We start from the raw sequence: 25,219 nt of genomic DNA on the forward strand, positions 1-25,219 counted from the left end.
GCGAACCCTGTCGTCACCGTCGCACGCTCTCGCCTCTGGCGAAATCTGCTGTTTTGGCCTATGTGGCGCGCATGATCCCCACAAGCGACCATTCGTTCGACGTCGTCGTCATCGGCGGCGGCCACGCCGGCTGTGAAGCCGCCGCCGCCTCTGCGCGCGCGGGGGCCCGAACCCTGCTTCTGACCCAGAAGTTGGAGACCATCGGCGAAATGTCCTGCAACCCCGCTATCGGCGGCCTGGGCAAGGGGCATCTCGTGCGTGAGATCGACGCCATGGACGGGATCATGGGCCGTCTGGCGGACGCCTCGGGCATCCAATTCCGACTGCTGAACCGGTCCAAGGGCGCCGCCGTTCGGGGACCACGCAGCCAGATCGACCGACGCCTGTATCGGGAAGCCATGCAGGCGGAGCTGGCCCAGACGGCGAACCTGACGCTGATGGCCGGCACGGCGGAGCGGCTGATCTTGGACGGCGACCGCGTCACGGGCGTCATTACCGGGGCAGGGGAGAGGATTCGAGCTGCGGCTGTCGTCCTGACGACCGGCACCTTCCTGAACGGCGTCATTCATCGGGGCGAGGAGCGTATTCCGGCAGGCCGGCACGGCGAGGCGCCGTCGACGGGTCTGGCCGTTGATCTGCACGCCGCCGGCCTGACCATGGGCCGGTTGAAGACCGGCACGCCCGCGCGACTGGATGGGCGGACCATCGCCTGGGACCGGCTGGAGATGCAGGAGGCCGACGAAACCCCCAGCGCCTTCTCCTTTCTGACGGATCGGATCGCGGTTCCTCAGATCGCCTGCGGTGTCACCCACACGACCGAACAGACCCATCGCCTCATCGCTGAGAACCTGAGCGAGAGCGCAGTCTATGGCGGGCGTCTGTCGGGGCGCGGCCCCCGCTACTGCCCTTCGATCGAGGACAAGGTCGTGCGGTTCGCTGACAAGACCAGCCACCAGATCTTCCTTGAACCGGAAGGTCTGGATGATCCGACCGTCTATCCCAACGGGATTTCGACCTCCGTATCCGAAGCCACCCAGCAGGCCTTCCTGCGGACCATCCCCGGTTTGGAGACTGTTGAGGTCTTCCGTTACGGCTATGCGATCGAATACGACTATGTCGATCCGCGCGAACTGACGGCCGCTCTCGAGGTCAAGAAGAGACCGGGTCTCTATCTGGCCGGCCAGATCAATGGGACGACCGGATATGAGGAGGCGGCGGCCCAGGGCTTGATGGCCGGGCTGAACGCCGCTCGGGCGGCGACGGGTCAAGACGCTGTGATCCTGGGTCGTGACCAAGCCTATATCGGCGTCATGGTCGATGACCTGGTGACGCGGGGCGTCACCGAACCCTATCGCATGTTCACCAGCCGGGCCGAATACCGTCTGACGCTGCGGGCCGACAATGCGGATCAGCGGCTGACGCCGCTGGCGATGAAGCTGGGGATCGTCGGCTCCGACAGGGCCGCGCGCTTCTCGGACAAGGCCGACGCCATGGCCTTGGCGAGCCGTGTTTCACGTGAAACGCTTTTTACGCCGAAAGAGGCCAACGCCCTGGGCATTCCCGTGAACGCCGACGGCCGTCGCCGCTCCATGCGTGAACTGCTCGCCTTTCCGGGCGTCACTCTGCAACAGTTCATGCCGACCATTCCGGCCATCGCGGACTGGACGCCTGAAGTCCGCGAGCAGATCGAAATCGACGCCGGCTACGCCAACTATCTCGATCGCCAGGCGATCGACGCCCAGGCCCTGCGCTCCGAGGAGGATCTGATCCTGCCAGCCGATCTCGACTATGGCGGCGTCGGCAGCCTGTCCAATGAGGTGCGCGAGAAGCTCAGCCGCATCAGGCCCCGCACTCTCGGCCAGGCGGGGCGTATCGAGGGCATGACGCCGGGCGCCCTGACGGCCCTGCTGGCCCATGTCAAAAAGTCGCCCAAGGTCGAGGCGGTCGCCTGATGCTGGAAGGGGAGATGGCCGCCTTCCAGCGCAAGGCCGGTGCTTCAGAGGAGCAGATGGCCGATCTGGAGGCCTTTCGCCTGCGGTTGGGCGAGGCGAACGCGGTGATGAATCTCGTTGGGCCGGACAGCCTTCCGGATTTTTGGAACCGCCATGCCTGGGACAGCGCGCAACTGCTGCAAATGGCCCCTACGGCGCGCAGTTGGGCGGACCTCGGCGCCGGCGCGGGTTTTCCCGGCGTGGTCCTGGCGATCTTGCTGAAAGGACGATCGGACGCCCGGGTCTGGTTGATCGACAGCCTGGGCAAACGCTGCCGGTTTCTGCAGGAGGCGGTCGATGCTCTGGCCTTGCCCGCCACGGTGATCAACGGTCGCGCCGAAGATCAGACCATAAAATGCGACGTGGTGACCGCTCGCGCCGTGGCCCCAATGGAGCGGCTGCTGGGTTATGCACAGCCCTACTTTGAAAGGGGTGCACAAGGTCTGTTCCTCAAGGGGGAAAGGGTCGAATCCGAGTTGATCGAGGCCCGTAAATCCTGGCATTTCGAGGCTGAACTGGCCCCGTCGCAAAGCGACCCGCGCGGCCGCATCGTGACCGTCCGGAGTGTTCGTCGTGCCCGTTCCAAGCACTAACAAACTGCCTGCCCGTGTTCTCGCCGTCTCCAACCAGAAGGGCGGCGTGGGCAAGACCACGACGGCGATCAATCTGGGAACCGCCCTGGCCGCTATCGGAAAGCGGGTGCTGATCGTCGACATGGACCCCCAGGGCAATGCCTCGACCGGCTTGGGCGTTCCACGTGAAACACGACGGGTCACCATCTATGATGTGGTGGTGGATCAGCGCTCTATCGAAGACGCCGCCGTCCAGACCACTGTTCCGGGGCTCTGGATCGTCCCTGCCGATGCGGACATGTCTGGGGTCGAGATCGAGTTGAGCCAGGCGGATCGGCGATCCTATCGCTTGAGGGACGCTCTTCGGCAGCATGACGACGGCCCTACCGCGTATGACTATGTGCTGATCGACTGTCCGCCGTCGCTGAACCTGCTGACCCTGAACGCCATGGCGGCAGCGGATGCGGTTCTTGTGCCGCTCCAATGCGAGTTCTTTGCGCTTGAAGGGCTCAGCCAGTTGATGCGGACCATCGACATGGTCAAACAGAGCCTGAACCCGTCTCTCGAAATCCAGGGGCTGGTGCTGACGATGTTCGATCGGCGGAGCGCCCTGTCGGGCCAGGTCGCCAATGACGTGCGCGCCCATTTTGGCGACAAGGTCTACGACAGCGTAATCCCGAGAAATGTTCGGGTCGCCGAGGCGCCGTCGTTCGGAAAGCCCGCCCTGATCTATGATCTCAAATGCGCCGGCAGTCAGGCCTATCTGCGCCTGGCCAAGGAAGTGGTGAAGCGCGAACGCCAGCGCCAGAAGCTGGCCGCCTGAACGGCCGCTACACGCCTGATTAGAAGAAGAAACGGAACAGTATTTTGGCTGAACGACAAAGAGGTCTGGGCCGCGGCCTGTCGGCCCTGATGGGCGAGACCATTGAAGCGCCGACGGCGCCCAACGCCGCCATGCCTTCGGGCGTGCAGCGCGTGCCGATCGAGAGTTTGAAGCCCAATCCCGATCAGCCGCGGAAAATCTTCACCCAGGAACAGCTGGATGAATTGACGGCCTCCATCCGTGACAAGGGGGTGCTTCAGCCGATTCTGGTCCGCACCCATCCCAAGGAGGAGGGGGTCTGGCAGATTATCGCCGGTGAGCGCCGCTGGCGCGCTTCCCAGGCGGCCCGGCTGACGGAGGTGCCGATCGTCGTCCATGAAATGGATGACGTCGAGGTTTACGAAGTCGCCATCATCGAGAACGTCCAGCGCGCCGATCTGAATCCGCTGGAAGAAGCCGACGCCTATCGGATGCTGATGGAGCGGTTCGGCCGCACCCAGGATCAGGTCGCCGGCATCGTCGGCAAGAGCCGCAGCCATGTGGCCAACACCCTGCGTCTGCTGCAACTGCCTGAAGAAGTGCTGTGGTACGTACGGAACGGCAAGTTGACGGCCGGCCATGCCCGCGCCCTGGTGACGGCGCCCAACGCCGGCGCCCTGGCCGAGCAGGCCTATAATGAGGGGCTGAACGTTCGCCAGGTCGAGGCCCTGGCTCGCCGCGCCGCCGAGGGCCCCAAACCGGTTAAGGCCAAGCCTGCGCCCAGCGAGGAAGGAACGGCCGACGTCGCCGCCCTGCAACAGGATTTGGCCGACGCCCTGGGCCTGTCCGTTCAGTTGAACGACCGCGCAGGCAAGGGCGAGCTGACCATTCGCTACGGCTCTCTGGAACAGCTCGACGACCTGTGCCGTCGATTGATGCGCGGCTGAGCCCCGCGATGTGCTAGACAGGTGGAATGACCGATAATGTTCCGCCGCCAACCGCCGCCGAAAATCTGAAACAGGCGCTGGCCGCCAAAAAGGCGCGCCGGCAGGGCGGAGCGGGCCAGGGTTTCGCCGGTCCAGCCGGCGCTCCGTCCGCCGGCGACGAGCGCAGCGTGGCCGCCCGCAACATGGCCCTGGCCAAGCCCGCCTTCCGCAAGGCGTCAAAGCGAGGCTGAGCCGCAGCAGCCCCGCTCAAAGCCCCAGACGCTTAGCCCGTCCGGCGATCTCCAGCAGCAGGCGTTCGGCGATCAGCTGGTCGGGCATGCCGGTCGTCTTGGTGGCGACGTCGGCGGTGTTGACGCTGTCGAGCACCTCGTCCAGCGCCTCCAGACGCCAGGCGCGGGCCTGACGCAGCATCTCCGCCTCCTGTTTCCAGAAGACGCCCGCCGCCTTGGCCGCCTCCTTGGCGCCGGCCCCGTTGGCCTGAAGAATATTGATCCGCCGCAGCCGCCCCAGATGCAGGGCAGCGGATCGGACGGCCAGGACCGAGGATTCCCCCTCTGCGAAGGCGCGACGCAGACCCGCTTGAGCTGGGCCGGGCCGCCCGCCGAAGGCCTGGAGCGCGGCGTCGGACAGGGAGGCGTCCGGCTCGACCCCAAGATGCTGGTCCAGAAGCTCGCTGTCGATCGTCCGCCCGGAACCGGGACCGATGAACAGGGCCAGGCGTTCGATCTCCTGGCGCATCAGACCCCGCTCACGCGGCAGGCGAGCCACGAAACGATCGAGGGCGTCGGCGGTCAGACCCACCTTGTCGGCCGCCAGGGCCTCGCGAGTCATGCGGGCGACGTCGCCGGTCTCGTCTTCATAGCAGACGATGCCGACGGCGCCGGCCTCCTTCTCGGCGGTCTTGCGCAGGGCGGAGTCACGGCCCAGCTGGTCGGCCTCGACCACCAGCATGGCGTCGGGATTATAGCCGCCCTCGGCATGGATCTTGACGGCGGCGGCCACCGCCTTGTCCACTCCGGGTTTCAGCGCCGACAGCCGGATCCGCACCAGACGGCGCCCGCCCATCAGGGACATGGCCGTCAAGGCCTCTTCAAGCTTGCTTTCTTCGCTGTCGATGTCGCTGTCGGTCAGGACGGTGACGTTGAAAGGGTCGTTCAGGTCCGGGGTGATCGCCCTGCACAGGATCTCGGCCCGTTCGGCGACGCCCGACCGATCCTTGCCGTGGATCACCGCTGCTCGGATCGCCGGATCGGGCGCCTTCAGAAAGCGGTCGATCTCGGGGCGTTTGGCCAGAATCACCGGTTCGACAGGGCCTGCATCAGGTCCAGCCGGATCAGACGCGCCAGTTCGGCGGCCGCGCGTTCTTCACCGTCCTGCTGGGCGGCGATGGCGGCATAGGGCTGGTCGTCGGCGGCGTAGGTGGTGGTGACGGTCTCCACCCCGGTCGTGGGCGCGCCTCCCGCGATGGGCGTCAAGGTCCAGGTCGCCTTGACCGTCAGCTCATAGCGGGTGGCGGTGTCGTCGATCCGGCGCCCCAGGGGCCGCCGGTCCTGTTCGACACGGGTCGTCAGCCGGTAAAGCGGCGCGGCGGACCGGTCCGAGGCCAGGGCGTCCTCCAGCTGTTCACGCAGGCGATAGCCCAGTCGGTCGTCCTGGGCCGTCACCGCGATCCGGCGCAGGGGCGAGCCCACGCCCGGCTCGGCGTACATGGGCGTAAAGCCGCAGGCGGAGAGCGCCAGGACGCTTAGTAGGGCAAGGCTGGTTGGGACGCGCATCAGCCGGCCACCAGATTGACGATCCGATCCTTGACCACGACGATCTTCTTCACGCTCAGACCCTCCAGACGCGCCTTAACCGTCTCATCGGCCAGAACCAGGGCCTCGACCTCGGCCGGCTCCATGCCGCGCGCAACGCGGATTTCCGCCCGACGCTTGCCGTTGATCTGGATGGGCAGAACCACCTCGTCGTCGGCCGCGAGCGCAGCGTCCCACACCGGCCAGGGCGCGTCCAGAACCATCCCGTCCTCTCCCAGCCGGGTCCAGCATTCTTCAGCCAGGTGGGGGGTGAAGGGGGCGATCAGGCGCGCCAGGGCCGAGAGGGCCTGACGCTTGGCCTCGCCGCCCGCCTGGGCGCTGTCACGCACCGCGGCGACGAAGGCGTAGAGCTTGGCGATGGCCGAGTTGAAGCGGAAGCCTTCGACCCCCTCGGACACGGCCTTGATGGCCTTGTGGGTCTCTCGCAGCAGTTCGGCGTTGGCCTTGTCCTCGCCGGCGAAGCCGGGGTCATAGGCGTCGAACAGGCTCCAGGTCCGCTGCACGAACCGGCTGGCGCCCTCGACCCCGCCCGGCGTCCATTGCACGTCCCGCTCGGGCGGGCTGTCGGACAGGACGAACAGACGCCCGGCGTCCACCCCGTGGCTTTCCAGGATTTCCTGAGGCGCGACGACGTTCTTCTTGGACTTGGACATCTTCTCGATGTCGCCGATCGAAAGACGCGCGCCGTTCGACAGGCGGGTGGCGACTCGCTGGCCGTCGATCGTCTCGATGCGGACGTCGGTGGGTTCGACCCAGCGCGGCTTTCCGACCTCGTCCTGGCCTTCGAAATAGGTCTCGTGGACCACCATCCCCTGGGTGAACAGGCCCGCGAACGGCTCCTTCACCGCCAGCATGCCGGCGTCCGACAGGGCGCGGGTGATGAACCGGGCGTACAGCAGGTGCAGGACCGCGTGCTCGACCCCGCCGATATACTGATCCACCGCCAGCCAGCGGTTCGCCGCCTCGGTGTTGATCGGCTCGGCCGCCTTCGGGTCGGTGAAGCGGGCGAAATACCAGCTGGAGTCGACGAAGGTGTCGAGCGTGTCGGTCTCGCGCGTCGCATCCTGGCCGCACGACGGGCATTTGACGTGTTTCCAGGTCGGATGGCGGTCCAGCGGATTGCCGGGCACGTCGAAGGTCACATCCTCGGGCAGTTCGACCGGCAGCTGATCCGCCGGAACCTCCACCGGGCCGCAGGACGGGCAGTGGATGATCGGGATGGGGCAGCCCCAGTAGCGCTGGCGTGACACGCCCCAGTCGCGCAGCCGATAGATGGTCGCGCCCTGGCCGGTCCCGGCCGCCTCGACGCGGCGGATCGCCTCGGCCTTGGCGGTTTCGATGTCCAGTCCGTCCAGGAAGTCGGAATGGAAGATGGAGCCGGGGCCCGTATAGGCCTCGTCGCCCACGGCGAAGTCGTCGCCGGCGCCCTCGGGGCGGACCACCGGGATCACCGGCAGGTCGTATTTGCGGGCGAAGTCCAGGTCGCGCTGGTCATGGGCCGGGCAGGCGAAGATGGCGCCCGTGCCGTATTCCGACAGGATGAAGTTGGCGATCCAGACGGGGATTTCGGCGCCGGTGAAGGGATGCAGAACCTTCAGACTCGTGTCCCAGCCGATCTTTTCGGCCTGTTCGATCTCGGCCTGGGAGGCGCCGCCCTTGCGGCATTCGGCGATGAAGTCGGCGACGCGCGGATCGGCCTCGGCCAGTTGCTTCGAAATGGGGTGATCCGGGGCCAGGCCCAGGAAGCTGGCGCCGAACAGGGTGTCGGGCCGGGTGGTGTAGATTTCGACGCCGGTCTCGTAACCGGCGGGGGCTTGGCCGGAGAAGGCCCAGGTCATCTGCAAACCCTTGGAGCGGCCGATCCAGTTCTCCTGCATCAGCCGGACCTTCTCGGGCCAGCGATCCAGGGTCTTCAGCCCGTCGATCAGGTCGTCGGCATAGTCGGTGATGCGCAGGAACCACTGGTTCAGCTTGCGCTTCTCCACCACGGCGCCGGAACGCCAGCCGCGCCCGTCGATCACCTGCTCATTGGCCAGGACTGTGTTGTCGATCGGGTCCCAGTTGACCACCCCGTCCTTGCGATAGACCAGACCGCGCCGATACAGCTCCAGGAACCAGGCCTGCTGCTTGCCGTAGTATTCTGGATCGCAGGTGGCGAACTCGCGCGACCAGTCCAGCGACAGGCCCAGCAGCTTCAGCTGGTCCCGCATCTGGGCGATATTGTCGTAGGTCCAGCCCTTGGGGTGGATGCCGCGTTCCATGGCCGCATTCTCGGCCGGCATGCCGAAGGCGTCCCAGCCCATCGGGTGCAGGACGTCATAGCCTTGCGCGCGCTTGGACCGCGCCACCACGTCGCCCATCACATAGTTGCGGGCGTGGCCCATGTGGATGTTGCCCGACGGATAGGGGAACATCTCAAGCACATAGTATTTCGGCCGACCGGTGTCCTTGGTCACAAAGGCGGCGGCTTCGGCCCAGCGGGCCTGCTGGCGGGGTTCGGCGGTCTTGGGTTCGTAACGGGCCACGGTCGTCCTGAAGTCAAAAGGGCGCTGCCGCCCTCCCGGCTCACTAGCCCGAAGGACGACAGCGCCCAAGCAGATTTGCGCTCAAACCGCCCTCTGAGCGGCGCCAGGCGCAAAAGGGTGCTCAAACAGCCCGAAGGGCGGTAGCACCAAAAAAGCGCTCAAACAGCCCGAAGGGCGGTAGAACCTACAGGGAAAGCTAAAGCAGGCGTTAGCCTGCTTTAGCCCGCATTAGACAGGTTCAGCTGGCGCGCCTTGGTCAGGATGGCGTTTTCCAGGTCCGCCTCGGTCTGGGCGGCGACCGGAGCGGCGGTCCACTGACCGTCGGCGCCCTTGATCTCCTTGGTCACGGTCACGTTCAGCGCATCGGCGCGCAGACGAGTGTCCAGGATGAAGACGGTGGCCTTGAAACGCTCGTTCGGCGTCTGGGGGTTGATGTACCAGTCATAGTTGATGACCCCGCCCCACGGATCGGCGGTCAGCAGTGGCATGAAGCTGAGGGTGTCCAGCGAGGCGCGCCAAAGATAGCCGTTGACGCCGATGCCCTGCTGGACGTCCGTCTTGGCCTTCTTCTTGCCGTTTCCGACAAAGGGGAGGCTGGAACAGGCGCTCAGGGCCAAGCCTGAGACCAAGGCGACAGCGACGCCGCGAACCAGGGCCTTGTTGAGGCTCATCAAGGAAGTCTCCGTAAACTCAGGGACGTGAAGGCCCTCGCCCCCACGCGCGCGCGGCGTCACTCTGACGGTCTGCGCCGTTGCGCTGTTCTATAACACGGGCAAAAGGGGCGATGACAAGGCGAACTCGGCCGTGAGACGTCGCGGGAGCGGTCTCGCGGCGGAGGAGAGGACGGTTTTGGCCAGAATCTCGTGACGCTTGAGCCACATCGCGGTGCAACAATGCGGAGGAACCGCGCCCCGGCGCCAACGTTGCGTTGACCGGAAGCGCCCCCGGTGTCTAATCGCGGCGTTCACGGCCCAAAGCGCCGGGGCAGGGTTGAAGGCGTCGCCGTCGGCGGCGTTCGAAGGGTTTGGAATGCGTTTCGGCGGTTTCTCGGCTGGACTGGTTGCGGCGACGGCTCTGATCGCCGCTACGCCTGCGCTTGCGCAGAGCGCAGCGTCGCGCGGCTCGGGCCTGTCTCTGTCGGAAGCCCAGTCGGCTCAGCGCCACGCCCCCGCGCAGCAGCGTCGCGGCCTGCGTCTGAACGACAGCGGACGCTGGGCCCTGGATTTCAATCTGAACCAGCCTGTGGGCCGCGAGACGGACTGGGGAGACGTCGAAGCCGGCGCCTATTACCGGCTCAACGACCGTCTGCGCGTCGGCGCCGCCGCAGCTGTGGCCTCGCCGGAGGCTGATCCTGCACGAGCGCCGGAGACCAGCGCCCGCACCCAGCCCCGCGTCCGTCTGGAAACAATCTTCAAGTTCTGACGCCGCCGAAGGCGGACTGGATCGTCTCCACCGCCGCCAGGCCGCAGGCGCCCGATCCCGTCAGCAGAGCAACCCGGTCCGGACGCAATCCCCCCAGGGCGTAAACCGGAACCCCGGCGCGTTGGACCAGGGTTTTGAACGCCGCCGCCCCCAGGGCCGGCTTGGTCGCCGACGCGCCCCCAGCCGGAAAGACCGGCGACAGGATCAGGGCCTCCACGCCTGAAGCCGGCGGTCCGGCGCCGTGCCAGGCCGCCGTCAACCGCCAATCCGGGCGCCGTCTTCGCACATCGGCGGCGCGATCACCTTCTCTCTCCGGCAGATGCAGGCCGTCGGCCGATACGGCGTCGGCGAGATCGGCGTCCTTTCCGACCAGAAGTTCAACCCCGGCCTCATGCGTCACGGCGCGCAGGCGACGGCCGATCTCGACCGCCTGATCGGCGCCGAAGGCGCGATAGACCACGGCCGATCCCGGCGGCAGGCGGGCCGCCGTCTCCCAGGGGCGGGGGGTGCGCGCCGGGTCGGTGAAGAACAGCAGCGGCGGCAGACGCGCCGCCGCCGGGCTGACAGCGGCGGCGGCGCGGTTTAGAGCGGTGGCCGCATCCCAGAGCATGCGCGCATCGTCGCTGTAACCGGCCGGCAGGATCATGACCTCTTCTTCTCCCGCTTCGGCGTCTCCGTCCACCGATGCCGCCGCAATCTCCGACAGGCTGGCCGTCGTCCGCGCCCGTATCGCAGAGGCCTGTCGCGCCGTCGGGCGCGATCCCGAAACCGTCGTTCTGACCGCCGTCTCCAAGACCCAGCCGCCGGAGGCCATCGCGGCCATGAGGGCGGCGGGCCAGAGGGTGTTCGGCGAAAACCGAGTGCAGGAGGCCCAGGGACGTTGGGCCGACGGCCTGTACGGCCGCCCCGGCGGGGCGGAGCTGGAGCTGCGTCTGATCGGGCCGCTCCAGACCAACAAGGCTGAAGACGCCGTGGCCCTGTTCGACGTCATCGAGACCCTGGACCGGGAGAAGCTGGCGCGGACCCTGGCCGAGGCTGCGGCGAAACGGGGCCGATCGCCTCGTCTGCTGATCCAGGTCAATACGGGGGCGGAGCCGCAGAAGGCCGGCGTCCTGCCCGACGCCGCCGAGGCTCTGATCGCGACGGCGCAGAAGACCTATGGGCTGACCGTCGAGGGGTTGATGTGTATTCCGCCCGCCGATCAGCCGCCTGAACCCCATTTCCGGCTTCTGGCGCGGCTGGCCGAGGACAATGGCCTGTCGGTCCTGTCCATGGGGATGAGCGGCGATTACGAGACGGCGATCCGCTGCGGCGCCACCCATGTCCGGCTGGGAACGGCGTTGTTCGGGGAACGAAAACCATCCGAAACAGTCTCTAGGCCGTAACTCGACGTGAATTCGCACCCCCAAGCCTTGGCGCGGGGGCCAAGCCTCGCCATTGTCTGTCCATGCCCACGCCCAAGACCATCCTGATCATCGATGACGACGACGACCTGCGCGAGGCCTTGGCCGAGCAGTTGAATCTGCACGAAGAGTTCAAGACCCAGCAGGCCTCGACCGCAGCGGACGGCGTCCGTATGGGGCGCGAGATCCGTGCAGACCTGATCCTGCTGGACGTCGACCTGCCCGATATGGACGGCCGCGAGGCCTGCCGCCTGCTGCGCAAGGACGGGGTCTCCACCCCAGTCATCATGCTGACCGCCCAGTCGGCCGACGCCGACGCCATCCTGGGCCTAGACGCAGGCGCCAATGACTATGTCACCAAGCCCTTCCGGTTCGCGGTCCTGCTGGCCCGCATCCGCGCCCATCTGCGCAGCCACGAACAGTCGGAAGACGCCGTCTTCTCCATCGGCCCCTATGAGTTCCGGCCCGCCGCCAAGGTTCTGATGGACGCCAAGGGCAAGAAGGTGCGGCTGACGGAAAAAGAGACGAACATCCTGAAGTATCTCTACCGCGCCGGCGCCAAGCCCGTGTCGCGCGAGGAGCTGCTGACCGAGGTCTGGGGCTATAACGCCGGCGTCACCACCCACACCCTGGAAACCCACATCTATCGCCTGCGCCAGAAGATCGAGCCAGAGCCGGGCCAGGCCAGGCTTCTGCTGACCGACGCGGGCGGTTATCGGCTGCAGCCCTGAGGGGTTCCGAAAAAGGCGTCGCTACACTGGGCGCGCCGGTTCTCTGTCAGGAAGCGTTTTTCGCCCTTCCTCCTTTCCCACCGTGAATACCGGAAGGAAGATCTGGACCAGCGGGCCGATGGCGAGGGCGTAGAGGATCGTCCCGACCCCGACCGAGCCGCCCAGGGCCCAGCCGGCGACGACGACAGTCAGTTCGATGGCGGTCCGCACGACCTTGATCGGCCAGCCGGTGCGGGCGACCAGACCTGTCATCAGGCCGTCGCGCGGTCCTGGACCCAGGCCCGCCCCGATATAGGCGCCGCTCGCCACGCCATTCAGCACAATCCCCGTCGCCAGGAACAGGCTCCGAACCGGTAGGACCGCGTCCGTCGGAATGTGCCTCAGCGCCAGGCCGGCGACCGAGCCGATGACCAGAACATTGGCGATCGTGCCTATTCCCGGCTTCTGGCGCAGCGGAATCCACAGCAGCAGCACGGTCATACCGATCAGATTGACCACCATGCCGAAGCCGAGACCGGCGGGTTCGGCGAACCGTTCGAAAACGCCCTGGCTCAGGACGTCCCAAGGGTCGAGACCCAGATCCGCCCTGACGATCAGGGCGATGGACAGGCCGTAAAGGCTCAGGCCCAGGAAGAGTTGGATCAGGCGGCGGGTCATGAGAGGCGTTTCGCCTGAACTGGCTGTGGAAAAAAGGTCCAGTTCTGTCATTCTGGCCCCATGTCCTCGCGCTCTATCGGCACAGCCTCACTGATCCGCCACTTAGGCGTTTGGCGCGCGCCGGGCGCCGGCCCGGCCTACCGTCAATTGGCCGGAGCCGTCAGACTTTTGATCCTGGACGGACGACTGCCTCTGGCGGCGCGACTGCCGGGCGAGCGCGAAGCGGCGCAGGCGCTGGGTTTGAGCCGTACGACCGTGTCGGCCGCCTATGGGCGACTGCGGGATGACGGGTTTCTGACGGGGGGACGCGGCGCCTCGGCGCGGACCAGCCTGCCGGGGGAGGCGCCGACGGGCGGCTCGCGCGGCCTTCCTGAAGCTAGAACCTCTTCCCGCGCGGACGAGGTACTCGACCTGACCGCCGCCGTCCTGCCGGCCGATCCCAGCGTTCACGCCGCCTATGTCCGGGCTCTGGAGCGGCTGCCGACCCGTTTGCCGGGCCACGGCTATGAGGCCTCGGGGGTTGAGGCCCTGCGCGAGGCGGTGGCGGCCGCCTATCGGCGGCGCGGCTTGCCGACCTCGCCCGCCCAGATTCTGATCACCCACGGGGCGCACAATGGACTGGTTCATCTGCTGCGGCTGATGGTCAGGCCGGGTCAGCCGGTCGTCTTCGACCATCCCACCTATCCGCAGGCGCTGGACGCCATTCTCGCGGCCGGCGCGCGTCCCACGCCGGTCGCCCTGCCGGACGACGCCGGGGCGGGAGCGGGGACTGAGGGGTGGGACGTGGAGGGTCTGATCGCCGCCTGTCGGACCAGTGGCGCGCCCCTGGCCTATCTGGTCCTAGACCATCACAATCCGACCGGGCGGATGATGCGGGCGGCGGATCGGCTGCGGCTTCTGGCGGGGCTGAAAGGGTGCGAGACTCTGCTGGTGCTGGATGAGACCTTGGTGGAGCTGACCCTCAGCGGCCCGCCCGCCCTGACGGCCTCGGCGGTCGATGCGCCGCGTGTCGTGCGCCTGGGCTCCCTGTCCAAGAGTGTCTGGGGCGGGTTGCGCATCGGCTGGATTCGAGCGGACCGGGCGGTGATTCAGCGGCTCGCCCAAAGCCGCGCCAGTTTCGACCTGGGCGCCCCGATCTTGGAGCAGCTGGCGGCGGTCGAACTGCTGGGCGACGGCGGCGCCGGTCTTGCGGCGCGACGGCCTCTGCTGCGAGCGCGACGCGACCATTTGCGGATGCGGCTGGCGGAACGGCTGCCGCAGTGGGTCTGTCCCCGGCCGGCGGGCGGCCTGTCCGTCTGGGCGCAACTGCCGGCGCCGATCAGCTCGGCCCTGGCGGTCCAGGCGGCCGAGCGCGGCTTGAGATTGGCGTCCGGTCCGCGCTTCGGCGTGGACGGCGCCTTCGAACATCGGCTGCGATTGCCCTATACTCTGTCGGAGCCTGTTCTGGATGTGGCGGTCGAGCGATTGGCTCAGGCGGCCGAGGCGCTGGAGCGCAAGACACGGCCGGTTTCCGCGCCCCCGCCCCGTCGCGTCGCCGTCTATTGAAGGCGCGGTTCGCCTATCCGGAAACGATAGAGGGCGGCGGATTTGCTCCGCCGCCCTCCTGAGCGTCAATCGACTGGGTCGTAGGATCAGAAGGTGGCGTTGACGCTGACCTGGAAGATCCGACCGGTTTCCAGATAGCCGCCCTTGCGGTCGGGCGAGACATAGCGTTCGCCCGCCCCGACGGTCGACCAGCGGGTCGGTTCGTCGGTCAGGTTGCGGACCGCAGCCCCCACTTCCAGTCCCGGCGCCAGGGTCAAGGCCACGCCCAGGTTCAGCTCCTTGGACGGCTGGATGTAGATGTCGGGCTGGCTGTCCTGAACCGTGTCCAGGCGACGACCGGTGTAGTTGTACCAGAGGCTGGCCCGCAGCGACCCATGCTCATAGCCGGCCTCCAGATTGTACATCAGCTCGGGCGCCTGGGGCAGGTCGCTCTTGCGGATGTCGGTCGAGGAGAGGCGGTATTCGGCCTCCGTCTGCTGATAGGTCAGGTTCCCGCCCAGCGACAAGCCGTCCATCCAGCCGTCGACCGGCAGGACATAACGACCGCCCATTTCGATCCCGGTGGCGGAGCCGCCCAGGCCGTTGAACGGCTTGATCAGGATGACGCCGTCGCTGGTCTTGCTCGTGCCCGTCCGCAGGGCGGTCGGCACGACGATATTGTCCAGATCCTTGTGGTAGACGGCCAGTTGCAGGTTGGAGCCGACGGCGTACCATTCCAGACCCAGGTCATAGCTCCAGCCCTCAACCGGTTTCAGATCGGGGTTGGGCTGGCTGATGCTGATGACGGCGTTGGTGACGGGGTCGCGGCTGACGGTGGTCGGACCCGCCAGCTGGCTGCCCGCAGGCCGGCTGTAGCTGGAACGCGCGGCCGCCCGCACCACCAGGGCGTCGCTGGGACGCCAGGCGGCGATGACGCTGGGATCGACATGGTCGTAATCCCGATCTGCGGTCGCGAAACGGGCGCCGTCGGCGTCCTTCACGAAGAAGCGGGCTTCGAAGTGGTTGTCCTCGTAGCGGACCCCCGGCGTGATCTCCAGGACGCCGCCGGCCAGTTTCAGTGTGGCGGCGGCGAAGGCGGCCGTCCGGTCTTCCCGGCTGTCCGACAGGCCCTGGTTCAGCTTCTCTTGCGAAACCACCACGGTCGAGCCGTACAGATCGCGTTCGTTTTCGACGAAGCGGCGATCGACCAGCTTCACCGGGCGCACCGTGCCGTGGTCCATGAAGTCGGTGATCAGGCGGCCGGGCGTCGCGCCGATCGACGGGCCGTCCACGGTTCCAGCCTGCAAGGACGTGCGGAAACGGTAGCGGGTGTCGTCCGGGGCCAGGCTGCGGCCGTCCTGATCGGCCGTCTCGTACAAGCCGCCGACCGAGGCGCTGGCGAGCACGCCGGAACCGGCCCAGGTCAGGTCGCCCTTCACCGTCTTCTTCACCTCCGACAGATAGCCGTAGCCCTGCTGGACATAGATCTGGCTGGGACGGTCCTGGCTGGCGACATAGGCGGTCGCGCCGGCCGACAGCACCGGCATGGGCCAGCGAGGGTCCGACAGGTCCAGCTTCAGCCCTTCGGTCGAGGCGCCGGTATTGCCCGTCGCGCCGTTATAGGCGACGCCTCGCCAGGCGGCCTCGATCGTATTGGGCGAGTCCAGACGGCCGTCGGCATAGGCGGCTTCCAGCGAGGCGGTGAAGTCGCCGAAGCGCAGCTTGCCCCCCGTCTGGACCGACAGCAGCTCCTGTTCGACGTCCTCGACGCGGAAATAGTTGGCCGGATTGATGCCGTAGGGCGTGTAGTCGCCGGCAGCGTTGTAGTTGGCGCCGCCCGGATTGGGATTGGTCTGGCCCGAGGTCCGCTCGCTGCGAAGCCCCGTCTGGTTCATCGTATTGGTGTTGGTGTAGGTCGCATAGTTGACCCGGGCGAACAGGTCCAAGGGCTGGGTGCGATAGTCCAGAGAGGCCGTGGCGCCGTAGCGTTCCACCGTGGAGTTGAAGAAGTTCCACTGAAGACCGTCCGCCGACAGGGCGTTCTCATTCTCGCGGGCCGAGCCGACATTGGCCCTGGAGGTCTTGTAGTCGTTCTGAACCGCGACGCTTTCGGCGGCGCTGTCCTTCTGCTCGTAATAGGCGGAAGCATAGACGCCCAGGCGACCGTCGGCGAAGCGACGCGCCATGTCCACGCCGACTGCGCCGCCCAGGCTGTCCTGACCGCGATCTTCGGCCAGTTCGGCCATCTGGCCGACGGCGCGCAGGCGCAGCATCTGGTCACCGAAGTCGAAGGCGGTCGGCGTGACCAGATTGACGATACCGGCGATGGCGTCGGCGTCGAGCGTCGCATCCGGCGTCTTTTCGATGCCGATGGTCTGGATGGCGAAGGGGCTGAACAGGTTCAGCGAGATCGAGCGGCCGCCGGCCGTCTGGGGCAGGCGCAGGCCGTCCAGCGTATAGGCGTTGAAGCTGGTGTCGAAGCCGCGGATGGCGACGTATTGGGCTTCGCCGGTGGCCGACTGGTTGCGGCCCTGATCCTGGCTGACCGACACGCCGGGCAGGCGCTTGGCCAGGTCGGCGATGGTGGTTTGGGGGTTCAGGCTGACGTCGCCGACGGCGACGGCGTCCACGACGCCGGTCGCCTGGCGTTCCTCGACCAGAACCGTCTGGGCGCGCCGGGCGCCGGTCACGACGATCTCTTGCAAGGTGGCTGGGCCGGTAGCGGTCTCGGACTGGGCCCAGGCCGAACCGCCGGCGCAGAGCGCGGCGAGGCTGCAGGAAACGCCGAGAAGGGCGCGCCGAGTGGACGAACCTGAAATGGTCATTGGAAATCCGATTAATGAGGCCGCGCCCCCATGGGCGGCGCGGGCTCCTTAGTGCGGGTCAATGACAGGCTGCCTAAAGCTATGCGCCTGAAAGGCTAAGCTTTTGCGACGCTTGTGGGACAGTTGTCGGGGTCAGACGGACAAATCGACCGTCACCGGCGCATGGTCGGACGGCCGGTCCCACTCGCGGACGTCATCATGAATCCGGGCCGTGTCCTTGATGACGGCCGGGGTCAGGCCGGGCGAGGTCCAGATATGATCCAGGCGCAGGCCGCGGTTCGACTTGCGGAAGTCGGCGGCTCGATAACTCCACCAGCTGGCCAGCTTCTGCGGTTCGGGGAAACGGTCGCGCAGCACGTCGGCGAAGCCGCCTGTGGCCTGAAGTCGGTTCAGCACCTCCACCTCGATCGGCGTGTGGCTGACGATCTTGGACATGTAGCGGTGGTTCCACACGTCGCCCTCGCCCGGTGCGATGTTGAAATCGCCGGCCATGACCAGGGGGCGAGACCGATCCTGTCGGGCGACGATCTCGGTCAGCTGTTCGTAGAAGTCGAGCTTGTGATCGAACTTGGGGTTCAGCGTCCGGTCGGGCACGTCGCCGCCGGCGGGAATGTAGAAGTTCTGAACGTCGATCCCGGCGACCCGGGCCGAGACGCAACGGGCGTGGCCCAGTTTGCAGACCTGGAAGGTCTCGCTGTCCTCAAGCGGCAGGCGGCTGGCGATCGCCACCCCGTGCCAACCCTTCTGGCCGGCGACACGCATATGAGGCAGGCCCATCTCTTCGAAGGCGGCGCGCGGGAACTGATCCGTCGTGCATTTGATCTCTTGCAGCATCAGAACGTCGGGAGCCCGTTCGGCGACGAACCGGGCGACCTGATCGATGCGCAGGCGGACGGAGTTGATGTTCCAGGTGGCGAGGCGAAGGGTCATGCTTCGCTTTAACAGGCCGCGCTCCGGAAGAACCACCCAGAAAAAAGGCCCGGCCTCTGCGGGCCGGGCCGATCCAGTTTCGTCTCTCTCGCCGCCGGGGAGGGGGATGCATCCGGGCGGTAGAGCGGCCGCCGCCGCTCTGTGTTCTAGATGTCACGACCGAAGGAAAAGGTCAAATTGTCACATTTCTCGCTTGGCCGTGATTCTCCGGCAACGGACGGATACCGGTGATTCGCGACTTCCGCTCTTACAGGCGCTAGTTCCGACCGGGTCGGCGGGTAGGGTCTCGCAGTTGGAACAGGCTGGCCGCCAAGCCGGAGGCAGGCTGAAGCGAGGTCAGCTGAGTGCGGGTCCGCGATCCCTGGGCGTCGGAAATGGTCCATTCGTGCAGGCGGATCGGATCACCGGCGAAGGCCAGAACCACCTGGCCGTCGTTGGGCCGATTGGCGTCGCGGGCGGTGATGGCGAAGGCGCCGGACTGCATCCGCGTGACGCGGTCGATACGGACGCCCTGGTCCAGCCGCACATAGCGCGCAAGGAAGGTCGAAAGGGGCGTTCGTCCCAGCGGAACCTGCTGGAAATTGTTCAGTCGCGGGTCATAGCGTTTGACGTTGTAGCCGTCCGACACGACCAGCAGGCCGGCCGGATTGGTGTATTCGAACCGCATCTTGCCGGGGCGCTGCAGATAGAAGCGGCCCTCGCGGCGCTGTCCGCCCGGACCCGTCTCGACGAACGTGCCCTGGGCCGAGGTCAAGCCTTGGAGATAGGTCTGGGCCCGTTGAACCACCGCCCGATCCTCGGCCGATAGATTGGATTGGGCCTGGGCCGCGTCGAACATCCCCAGGGCGGCCAAGCCCGTCACAAGTCCGGCGCCCAGCAGCAGGGCGCGGCGTTGGGAATCGACGGCGGCGTCGATCGGGGCGGCGAGGCTCTCGGCGACGGCGGTGGTGGTCATGAAGTCAGTCTCCCGTTCGGGATGGTCAGCGATGCCGCCGTCTTGCCCGATCGGCTTGGCGTCGGAATGACGCGAGCCTGACCATATTCCGGCGCTCCGATGAAGCCCTGTTCATCAAAATGCTGAAGCTTGGACGCGACGGCGGGTCAGACAACGGCTCGAAGGCGCAGCCGTTCCTCGGCTTGGCTCACACCATCGGCGGCGGGCCGGCCAGAACGTCGCGCTTGCCGGCGTGGTTGGCGGGGCTGACCACGCCTTCCTGCTCCATCCGTTCGATCAGGGAGGCTGCGCGGTTGTAGCCGATCTGCAGACGACGCTGGACGTAGGAGGTCGAGGCCTTGCGGTCGCGGGTTACGACGGCGACGGCGCGGTCGTACAGATCGTCGCTCCCGCTCCCATTTGGGCCGCCGTTTCCACCCTCGTCGAAACCGCCGTCCCCGTCGCCGTCCGGTTCGTCGGTGATCAGGTCCAGATAGTCGGGCTCGGCCTGGGCCTTCAGGTGTTTGCAGACGTCCTCGACCTCCTTGTCGTCGACGAAGGGGCCGTGCAGGCGGGTGATGCGGCCGCCGCCGGCCATGTAGAGCATGTCGCCCTGGCCCAGCAGCTGTTCGCCGCCCTGTTCGCCCAGGATGGTCCGGCTGTCGATCTTGGAGGTGACCTGGAAGGAAATCCGGGTCGGGAAGTTGGCCTTGATGGTGCCGGTGATCACGTCCACCGACGGGCGTTGCGTCGCCATGATCAGGTGGATGCCGGCGGCGCGGGCCATCTGGGCCAGACGCTGGACGGCGCCTTCCACATCCTTGCCGGCGACCAGCATCAGGTCGGCCATCTCGTCCATGACCACCACCAGATAGGGCATGGGCTCGGGACGGATCTTCTCGGATTCGTAGACGGGGCGGCCCTGGTCGTCGAAGCCGGTCTGGACCGTGCGCTCGAAATGTTCGCCCTTGGCTTGAGCTTCGCGGGCGCGCTCGTTGTAGCTGGCGACGTTTCGCACGCCCAGTTTGGACATGCGGCGATAGCGGTCCTCCATCTCGCGCACCGTCCATTTCAGGGCGACGACCGCCTTCTTCGGATCGGTGACGACGGGGGCCAGCAGGTGCGGGATGCCGTCATAGACCGACAGTTCCAGCATCTTGGGGTCGATCATGATGAAGCGGCACTCGGCCGGGCTGTGACGATACAGGATCGACAGGATCATGGCGTTGACCCCGACCGACTTGCCCGAGCCGGTGGTGCCCGCGATCAGCAGGTGGGGCATGCGGGCCAGGTCGGCGACATAGGGCTCGCCGCCGATGGTCTCGCCCAGCGCCAGGGGCAGCAGGTGGCCCTTCTTGTCGTATTCGGCGCTGGACAGAAGGTCGCGCAGATAGACGGTCTCGCGCTTGGCGTTGGGCAGTTCGATCCCGATGGCGTTCCTGCCCTGAACCACCGAAATCCGGCAGGCGCGGGCGGACATGGAGCGGGCGATGTCGTCGGCCAGGGCGACCACGCGGCCGTGTTTCACGCCGGGGGCGGGGACCAGCTCGTACAGGGTGACCACGGGGCCGGGGCGGATCTGGTCGATCACGCCGCGCACGCCGAATTCCTGCAGCACGCCTTCCAGCATCTTGGCGTTCTGCTTCAGGGAGTCCTCATCCACCGAACCGACGCGCTGGGCGGGCTTGGTGAGGATGCCCAGCGGCGGCAGGTCAAAGGCGCCTTCGGGACGGTCGAAGACGAAGGCCTGCTGATCGACGTCTTCCTTGCGCGGCTTGGGCGCCTTGACCGCGGCGACGCGGGGTTCGACCGCCCGCGGCGCGGCGCGGGCGGCGGGGGCGGGCTCCTCCTCCCAGGGCGGCAGGTCGTCATAGGCCGTCTGGGGACCGTCGGCCTCCTGATCCGGCGCGACGGCGGCGTCCGGGGCGGAGGCGGGCGTGCGAACCTCGGGCTTGGGCGCCGCCTTTTCGCGTGCGGGGGCGCGCGGCTTTTTGGCAGCGACGGCAGGCGGGGGCGCGGCGGGGGCGCGCAGCGAGCGACCCCAGTGCAGGGCGTCGATGAAGTCCATGGCGCGCAGGCCGATGGCGAAGCCCGTCAGCCACAGGCCGCCGCCCAGGAACAGCAATCCAGCGATGATCCGCCCGCCGGGAATCCTCAGGGCGGCCAGCCCCTGGGCGGTCAGGCCGGTCAGGGCGTCGCCCCACAGACCGCCCAGGCCGGCGGCTAATGGCCAGGCGGCGGGCGCGGCCAGGGCCGCGAGGGCGCCGGCCAGCAGCAAGGTTCCGGCCGTGGCCGCCAGGGCCTTGATCGGGCTGGGTTTCAGACGCTGCTGGATGGCGTCGCCGATGGCGCGGGCCAGGCCGAAGGCGATCGCCAGCAGGGCGGCGAGCCAGGCGGCCAGGCCCAGGGACTGCATGAACAGGTCCGCGAACAGGGCGCCGTTCGCGCCCAGCCAGTTGGTGGTCGGCAGGCTTGAGGCGGCGTTCAGACTGGCGTCCGCCGGATTCCAGGAGATGAGGGCGATCAGCAACAGGGTCGCCAGCAGGGCCTGAAGCACCCCCCGGAACCGCACGACGAAGGGCGCCTCCCAAAGGATACGGGCGCTGATCCAGGCCTGGCGGCCGACGGCGAGGGCGGTGGACATGAAAGGCGAGACCTTCCGGGCGGCTGACGTTCGACCCGCCTTGTCGCATCCCCAGGGTTAAGGGCTCATTTACCAGGCGCCGGAGACAAACCGTCCTCTGGACCTTTTGAGCGTGCGGCGCGACAAGCCTGCCATGGCAGAGACCGAACGCTACGACATCATCATCGCCGGCGCGGGCCTGGCCGGGGCGAGTTTCGCCCTGGCGGCGGCGCAGGGCGGGCTGAAGGTGGTGATGGTCGATCCGCAGCCGTTCAGCGCCCAGCTGGCGCCCAGCTTCGACGGGCGTTCGACCGCGATCGCCTTTTCGACCTTCCGAATGTTGGACGCCCTGGGCCTGGGCGAGACCCTGCGGCCGCACGCCTGCCGGATGGATCACATTCTCGTCACGGACGGCCGTCGGCCAGGCGCGGCCAGCAAGTCGCCCTCGCCGGCCTTCCTGCGCTTCGACGCCGAGGAGATCGGCGGGCGGACCGGGGGCGAGCCCCTGGGCTATATGGTCGAGAACCGGCGGATCCGGGCAGCCCTGGCCGAGGCGGTGACGGCGGCGGGGATCGAGGTGCGGGCGCCGGCCTCGGTCGTCTCGGTCGAGCGGGATGCGGGCAAGGCGACCGTGACCCTGGCCGACGGCTCGATCCTGACCGCCGCCCTGGTGGTGGGGGCGGAAGGTCGGGGCTCGATCGTGCGCCGCGCCGCCGGGATAGAGACGGTCGGCTGGGCCTATGGCCAGAGCGGGGTGGTGGCCACGGTCCGGCTGGGCCGCGACCACGGCAATGTCGCCCACGAATATTTCCTGCCCAGCGGCCCCTTCGCCATCCTGCCCCTGACGGACCAGCGGGCCAGCCTGGTCTGGACCGAGACGACCCGGCGGGCCGAGGCCCTGCGCGACGCCTCGGACGCGGCCTTCCAGTCGCATCTGATGCGGCGGTTCGGGGCCTTTCTGGACGGGATTTCGGTCGAGGGGCCGCGCTTCGTCTATCCGCTGTCGCTCAGCCTGGCCGAAAAACTGGTCGCGCCGCGTCTCGCCCTGATCGGCGACGCCGCCCATGGGGTGCATCCGGTGGCGGGCCAGGGGCTGAATATGGGGCTGAAGGACGCCGCCGCCTTAGCCGAGGTTCTTGCCGAGGCCGCGCGCCTGGGCGAGGACCTGGGGGCCGAGACGGTGCTGGAACGCTACGCTCGCTGGCGCCGGTTCGACAATGCGGCCCTGGCGGCCGGCTTCGACGCCTTCGTGCGGCTGTTCTCCAACGACATCGGTCCGGTCCGGCTGATGCGAGATCTGGGGATGGCGGCGGTGAACCGAATCGGGCCGCTGCGCCGGGCCTTCATGCAGGAGGCGGGCGGGGCGACCGGCGACCTGCCGCGGCTGCTGCGCGGCGAACCGGTCTAATTCAGCCGCATTCGGACGCGCTCGAAGGTCGTCGATCGACGCGCTTCTTCGACGCCGTCCAGGCCGCGAGCCCGCGACAGGGCCTCCAGGGAACCGGTCAGGGCGCCCTGTTTCTCGCGAGCGGCGGCGACGTCCAGCCAGGGCCGGTGGTCTTGCGGGTCCAGCAGGGCCCGGCGCAGGGCCGAGCGTTCGGCCGCCTCATAGTCGTGGCTGCGGATGGCGCGGCTGAACAGCAGGTTCTGCAGCCGGATCAAGGCCTGACGGTCGCTGACCGGGGCCATCAACAGGTCCAGCCGGTCGGCGACGTGCGGCGTCAGACCGGCCCGAAGCGCCCGCCGGGTCAGTTCGCTGGGCAGGACCAGCCGACCCTGGCTGAAGGGATCGAGCGCGACCGGACCCTCGGCCGTCTCGACGCGGACCAGGAAATGGCCGGGGAAGTCCACACCCGCCGCCTTCAGCCCCGCCGCACGGGCGGCGTGGAGATAGAAGACCGCCAGGGCGGCGGACAGGCCGCGCCGCCGCTCGGCCACCTCGATCAGGTCGGTATTGGCGGGATGGTCGTAATGGAGCAGGTCGCCGTTCAGACGCAGGTCGGCGGCCATGGTTTCGGACAGGGCCTCGTCCGGGCTTTCGCCCCCGACCCGCTCCTTCAGCCTTTCACAGGCGCTGCGGGCCAGGGTGCGGACGGGTTGGGGGTCGCGGAAGGGATGATCGTGGATGGCGCAGGCGATCGCCGCCTCCAGCAGGGGGAAGCCCTCGTCGCCGCCGTCACCGGCCGACGTCAGGATGGCCTCGGCCTCTTCCCGGGTCATGCGATCCCTTCAGTTCCCGCGCCTCTGAACGCCGCGAAGATGACGCGGAAATCGACCGGGAGCCAGCGCCACCATATCAATTCTCAATTCAAGTGGTTGCAGGGCCGGGCGATTGCGCCGGACCGCCTCGCCCGCTGCAACCAGCCGATCATGCTGGGCGGGCTTCAGCGCCAGGACGGCGAGGTCGAGCCGGGCGCGGCGCTTGACCTCCACCACGGCAAGGGTTCGCCCGCGACGGGCCAGCAGGTCGATCTCGCCGGAGCGGGTCTTCAGCCGAAACCCCAGAACCTGATAGCCCTTCAGCATCAGCCAGAGGGCGGCGATCCATTCCGCCGCATGACCGGCCTTGAAGGCGGCGCCCCCCTTGGCCTGACGCCAGGCCGCCTTCGGACGTCGCTCCGGCGTCGGGCGGGGCAGGCGGGGGCTCACTTGCCCTGAAGCTCCAGGGCGCGGCGGTACAGGGACTTGCGGTTCAGGCCCAGGGCGCGGGCGACTTCCGAGGCGGCTTCTCCGGTCGAAAGCCGGGTCAGGGCGTCGGCCAGGGCCGCGTCGGCGTCCGCCTGGGTCGCTTCTTCCGCTTCGCCGGGGCCGATGACCACGACGATCTCGCCCTTGGGCGCATCCAGTCGGGGATCGACCGCCAGTTCGTTCAGCGAGCCCCGCACGCATTCTTCGTACAGCTTGGTCAATTCACGCGCCACGGCGGCCGGGCGAGGGCCGAGAACCGCCGCCATGTCGGTCAGGCTGTCGCGCAGGCGCGGCCCGCTTTCGAAGAAGACCAGGGTCTGGCGCTGGCCCTTCAGTCCTTCCAGGGCGGCCGTCCGGCCGGCGGTCTTGGGCGGCAGGAAGCCGGCGAACAGGACGCGGTCGGCGGGCAGGCCAGCGATGCACAGGGCGGCCAACAGACTGGACGGGCCGGGGATCGGGTGGACCGGCAGGCCCTCGGCGATCACGGCGCGGGCGACGACGAAACCGGGATCGGACACCAGGGGGGTGCCGGCGTCGGAGACCAGGGCCACCACCTCGCCGTTCCGGAGGCGCTCGATGGCCTGTTCGGCGGCGCGGCCCGAGGCGTGATCGTCGCAGCGTTCCAGCCTGGCTTTCAGTCCAAAGGCGGACAGCAGCTTGGCGGTGACGCGGGTGTCCTCGGCCAGGACCAGGTCGGCGGCGGCCAGGACGTCGAGCGCCCTGAGCGTCATGTCGCGCAGGTTCCCGATCGGCGTCGCCACCAGATAAAGACCCGGCTCCACCCGCCGGGGCGGGGGGGCGGTGGGCGGGAAGGGGCCGGGTTCGCTCATG

General features: G+C 67.8%; 23 protein-coding genes. 10 read left to right on the forward strand and 13 right to left on the reverse strand.

The window, feature by feature from the left end; genetic code table 11:
* Positions 1-71: 71 nt before the first annotated feature.
* Genes mnmG through AC1RKE_RS04935 form a run of 5 tightly spaced genes read left to right on the forward strand, consistent with a single transcriptional unit; the run spans position 72 to position 4,542 of the window.
* Positions 72-1,952: a tRNA uridine-5-carboxymethylaminomethyl(34) synthesis enzyme MnmG gene (gene mnmG / locus AC1RKE_RS04915; RefSeq protein ID WP_348684313.1), complete on the forward strand. Its 1,881-nt coding sequence runs from the start codon at positions 72-74 to the stop codon at positions 1,950-1,952.
* 14 nt (positions 1,953-1,966) lie between these two features.
* Positions 1,967-2,584: a 16S rRNA (guanine(527)-N(7))-methyltransferase RsmG gene (gene rsmG / locus AC1RKE_RS04920; protein WP_224764343.1), complete on the forward strand. Its 618-nt coding sequence runs from the start codon at positions 1,967-1,969 to the stop codon at positions 2,582-2,584.
* Between the two features lie 4 nt (positions 2,585-2,588).
* On the forward strand, positions 2,589-3,386 hold the full coding sequence (locus AC1RKE_RS04925; protein ID WP_054766787.1) for a ParA family protein: 798 nt from the start codon (positions 2,589-2,591) through the stop codon (positions 3,384-3,386).
* Between the two features lie 44 nt (positions 3,387-3,430).
* Positions 3,431-4,312, forward strand: a complete 882-nt coding sequence (locus tag AC1RKE_RS04930) for a ParB/RepB/Spo0J family partition protein (protein WP_348684314.1) — start codon at positions 3,431-3,433, stop codon at positions 4,310-4,312.
* A 26-nt stretch (positions 4,313-4,338) separates the two neighbouring features.
* A complete protein-coding gene (locus tag AC1RKE_RS04935; RefSeq protein WP_152949262.1) occupies positions 4,339-4,542 on the forward strand; it encodes a hypothetical protein in 204 nt (67 codons plus the stop codon).
* Between the two features lie 16 nt (positions 4,543-4,558).
* On the opposite strand, the gene holA is transcribed toward AC1RKE_RS04935, so the two are convergent.
* From holA to AC1RKE_RS04955, 4 genes are all read right to left on the reverse strand, one after another.
* Positions 4,559-5,611, reverse strand: a complete 1,053-nt coding sequence (holA, locus tag AC1RKE_RS04940; protein WP_054764417.1) for a DNA polymerase III subunit delta — start codon at positions 5,609-5,611, stop codon at positions 4,559-4,561.
* Entirely contained in the window at positions 5,608-6,087 is a 480-nt protein-coding gene (gene lptE / locus AC1RKE_RS04945; protein ID WP_054764418.1) for an LPS assembly lipoprotein LptE, read from the reverse strand. Before lptE ends, holA begins: the two co-directional genes overlap by 4 nt.
* The gene (gene leuS, locus AC1RKE_RS04950) at positions 6,087-8,651 is read right to left on the reverse strand and encodes a leucine--tRNA ligase (protein WP_287105456.1); all 2,565 of its coding nucleotides are present in this window, start codon (positions 8,649-8,651) and stop codon (positions 6,087-6,089) included. Before leuS ends, lptE begins: the two co-directional genes overlap by 1 nt.
* A gap of 218 nt (positions 8,652-8,869) precedes the next feature.
* Entirely contained in the window at positions 8,870-9,322 is a 453-nt protein-coding gene (locus tag AC1RKE_RS04955; RefSeq protein ID WP_183216381.1) for a DUF3576 domain-containing protein, read from the reverse strand.
* A 358-nt stretch (positions 9,323-9,680) separates the two neighbouring features.
* Here AC1RKE_RS04955 and AC1RKE_RS04960 point away from each other — a divergent pair, with 358 nt between their 5' ends.
* Complete coding sequence (locus tag AC1RKE_RS04960; RefSeq protein WP_348684774.1) at positions 9,681-10,073, forward strand: NtrZ family periplasmic regulatory protein; 393 nt, start codon at positions 9,681-9,683, stop codon at positions 10,071-10,073.
* Here AC1RKE_RS04960 and AC1RKE_RS04965 read toward each other — a convergent pair.
* Positions 10,063-10,719, reverse strand: coding sequence for a thiamine phosphate synthase (locus AC1RKE_RS04965; RefSeq protein ID WP_348684776.1), 657 nt, complete (start codon positions 10,717-10,719; stop codon positions 10,063-10,065). The two genes, AC1RKE_RS04960 and AC1RKE_RS04965, sit on opposite strands and share 11 nt — an antisense overlap.
* On the opposite strand from AC1RKE_RS04965, the gene AC1RKE_RS04970 reads away from it, so the two are divergent.
* Together AC1RKE_RS04970 and AC1RKE_RS04975 are read left to right on the forward strand one after the other, a co-directional pair.
* The gene (locus AC1RKE_RS04970; protein WP_287104300.1) at positions 10,718-11,458 is read left to right on the forward strand and encodes a YggS family pyridoxal phosphate-dependent enzyme; all 741 of its coding nucleotides are present in this window, start codon (positions 10,718-10,720) and stop codon (positions 11,456-11,458) included. The genes AC1RKE_RS04965 and AC1RKE_RS04970 overlap by 2 nt on opposite strands.
* A gap of 62 nt (positions 11,459-11,520) precedes the next feature.
* Complete coding sequence (locus AC1RKE_RS04975; protein WP_054764424.1) at positions 11,521-12,207, forward strand: response regulator transcription factor; 687 nt, start codon at positions 11,521-11,523, stop codon at positions 12,205-12,207.
* A 21-nt stretch (positions 12,208-12,228) separates the two neighbouring features.
* On the opposite strand, the gene yczE is transcribed toward AC1RKE_RS04975, so the two are convergent.
* Positions 12,229-12,864 carry a membrane protein YczE gene (gene yczE, locus AC1RKE_RS04980; protein WP_348683510.1) on the reverse strand — a complete coding sequence of 212 codons (636 nt, stop codon included), beginning with the start codon at positions 12,862-12,864 and terminating at the stop codon, positions 12,229-12,231.
* A 60-nt stretch (positions 12,865-12,924) separates the two neighbouring features.
* On the opposite strand from yczE, the gene yczR reads away from it, so the two are divergent.
* Positions 12,925-14,409: a MocR-like transcription factor YczR gene (yczR, locus tag AC1RKE_RS04985; RefSeq protein ID WP_348683511.1), complete on the forward strand. Its 1,485-nt coding sequence runs from the start codon at positions 12,925-12,927 to the stop codon at positions 14,407-14,409.
* Between the two features lie 86 nt (positions 14,410-14,495).
* On the opposite strand, the gene AC1RKE_RS04990 is transcribed toward yczR, so the two are convergent.
* The 4 genes from AC1RKE_RS04990 to AC1RKE_RS05005 all read right to left on the reverse strand — a co-directional run bounded on the left by AC1RKE_RS04990 (position 14,496) and on the right by AC1RKE_RS05005 (position 21,721).
* Positions 14,496-17,213, reverse strand: coding sequence for a TonB-dependent receptor (locus tag AC1RKE_RS04990; RefSeq protein WP_333896730.1), 2,718 nt, complete (start codon positions 17,211-17,213; stop codon positions 14,496-14,498).
* 132 nt (positions 17,214-17,345) lie between these two features.
* Complete coding sequence (locus AC1RKE_RS04995; RefSeq protein WP_152949271.1) at positions 17,346-18,143, reverse strand: exodeoxyribonuclease III; 798 nt, start codon at positions 18,141-18,143, stop codon at positions 17,346-17,348.
* 256 nt (positions 18,144-18,399) lie between these two features.
* Positions 18,400-19,098 carry a LolA family protein gene (locus AC1RKE_RS05000; RefSeq protein WP_348683514.1) on the reverse strand — a complete coding sequence of 233 codons (699 nt, stop codon included), beginning with the start codon at positions 19,096-19,098 and terminating at the stop codon, positions 18,400-18,402.
* 187 nt (positions 19,099-19,285) lie between these two features.
* On the reverse strand, positions 19,286-21,721 hold the full coding sequence (locus tag AC1RKE_RS05005) for a DNA translocase FtsK (RefSeq protein ID WP_348683515.1): 2,436 nt from the start codon (positions 21,719-21,721) through the stop codon (positions 19,286-19,288).
* Positions 21,722-21,854: 133 nt separating this feature from the next.
* Between AC1RKE_RS05005 and AC1RKE_RS05010 the strand changes: the two genes are divergently transcribed.
* A complete protein-coding gene (locus AC1RKE_RS05010) occupies positions 21,855-23,108 on the forward strand; it encodes a UbiH/UbiF/VisC/COQ6 family ubiquinone biosynthesis hydroxylase (RefSeq protein ID WP_348683516.1) in 1,254 nt (417 codons plus the stop codon).
* Here AC1RKE_RS05010 and AC1RKE_RS05015 read toward each other — a convergent pair.
* The 3 genes from AC1RKE_RS05015 to rsmI are packed head-to-tail and all read right to left on the reverse strand — an operon-like array spanning position 23,105 to position 25,218.
* The gene (locus AC1RKE_RS05015; protein WP_183216361.1) at positions 23,105-23,920 is read right to left on the reverse strand and encodes a transglutaminase family protein; all 816 of its coding nucleotides are present in this window, start codon (positions 23,918-23,920) and stop codon (positions 23,105-23,107) included. The genes AC1RKE_RS05010 and AC1RKE_RS05015 overlap by 4 nt on opposite strands.
* Before the next feature lie 9 nt (positions 23,921-23,929).
* Entirely contained in the window at positions 23,930-24,349 is a 420-nt protein-coding gene (locus AC1RKE_RS05020; RefSeq protein WP_348683518.1) for a YraN family protein, read from the reverse strand.
* Positions 24,346-25,218 carry a 16S rRNA (cytidine(1402)-2'-O)-methyltransferase gene (rsmI, locus tag AC1RKE_RS05025; RefSeq protein WP_348683519.1) on the reverse strand — a complete coding sequence of 291 codons (873 nt, stop codon included), beginning with the start codon at positions 25,216-25,218 and terminating at the stop codon, positions 24,346-24,348. The genes AC1RKE_RS05020 and rsmI overlap by 4 nt, the downstream gene beginning before the upstream one ends.
* Position 25,219 lies beyond the last annotated feature (1 nt).

This window comes from Brevundimonas sp. GW822-FHT03E11 (assembly GCF_058801445.1).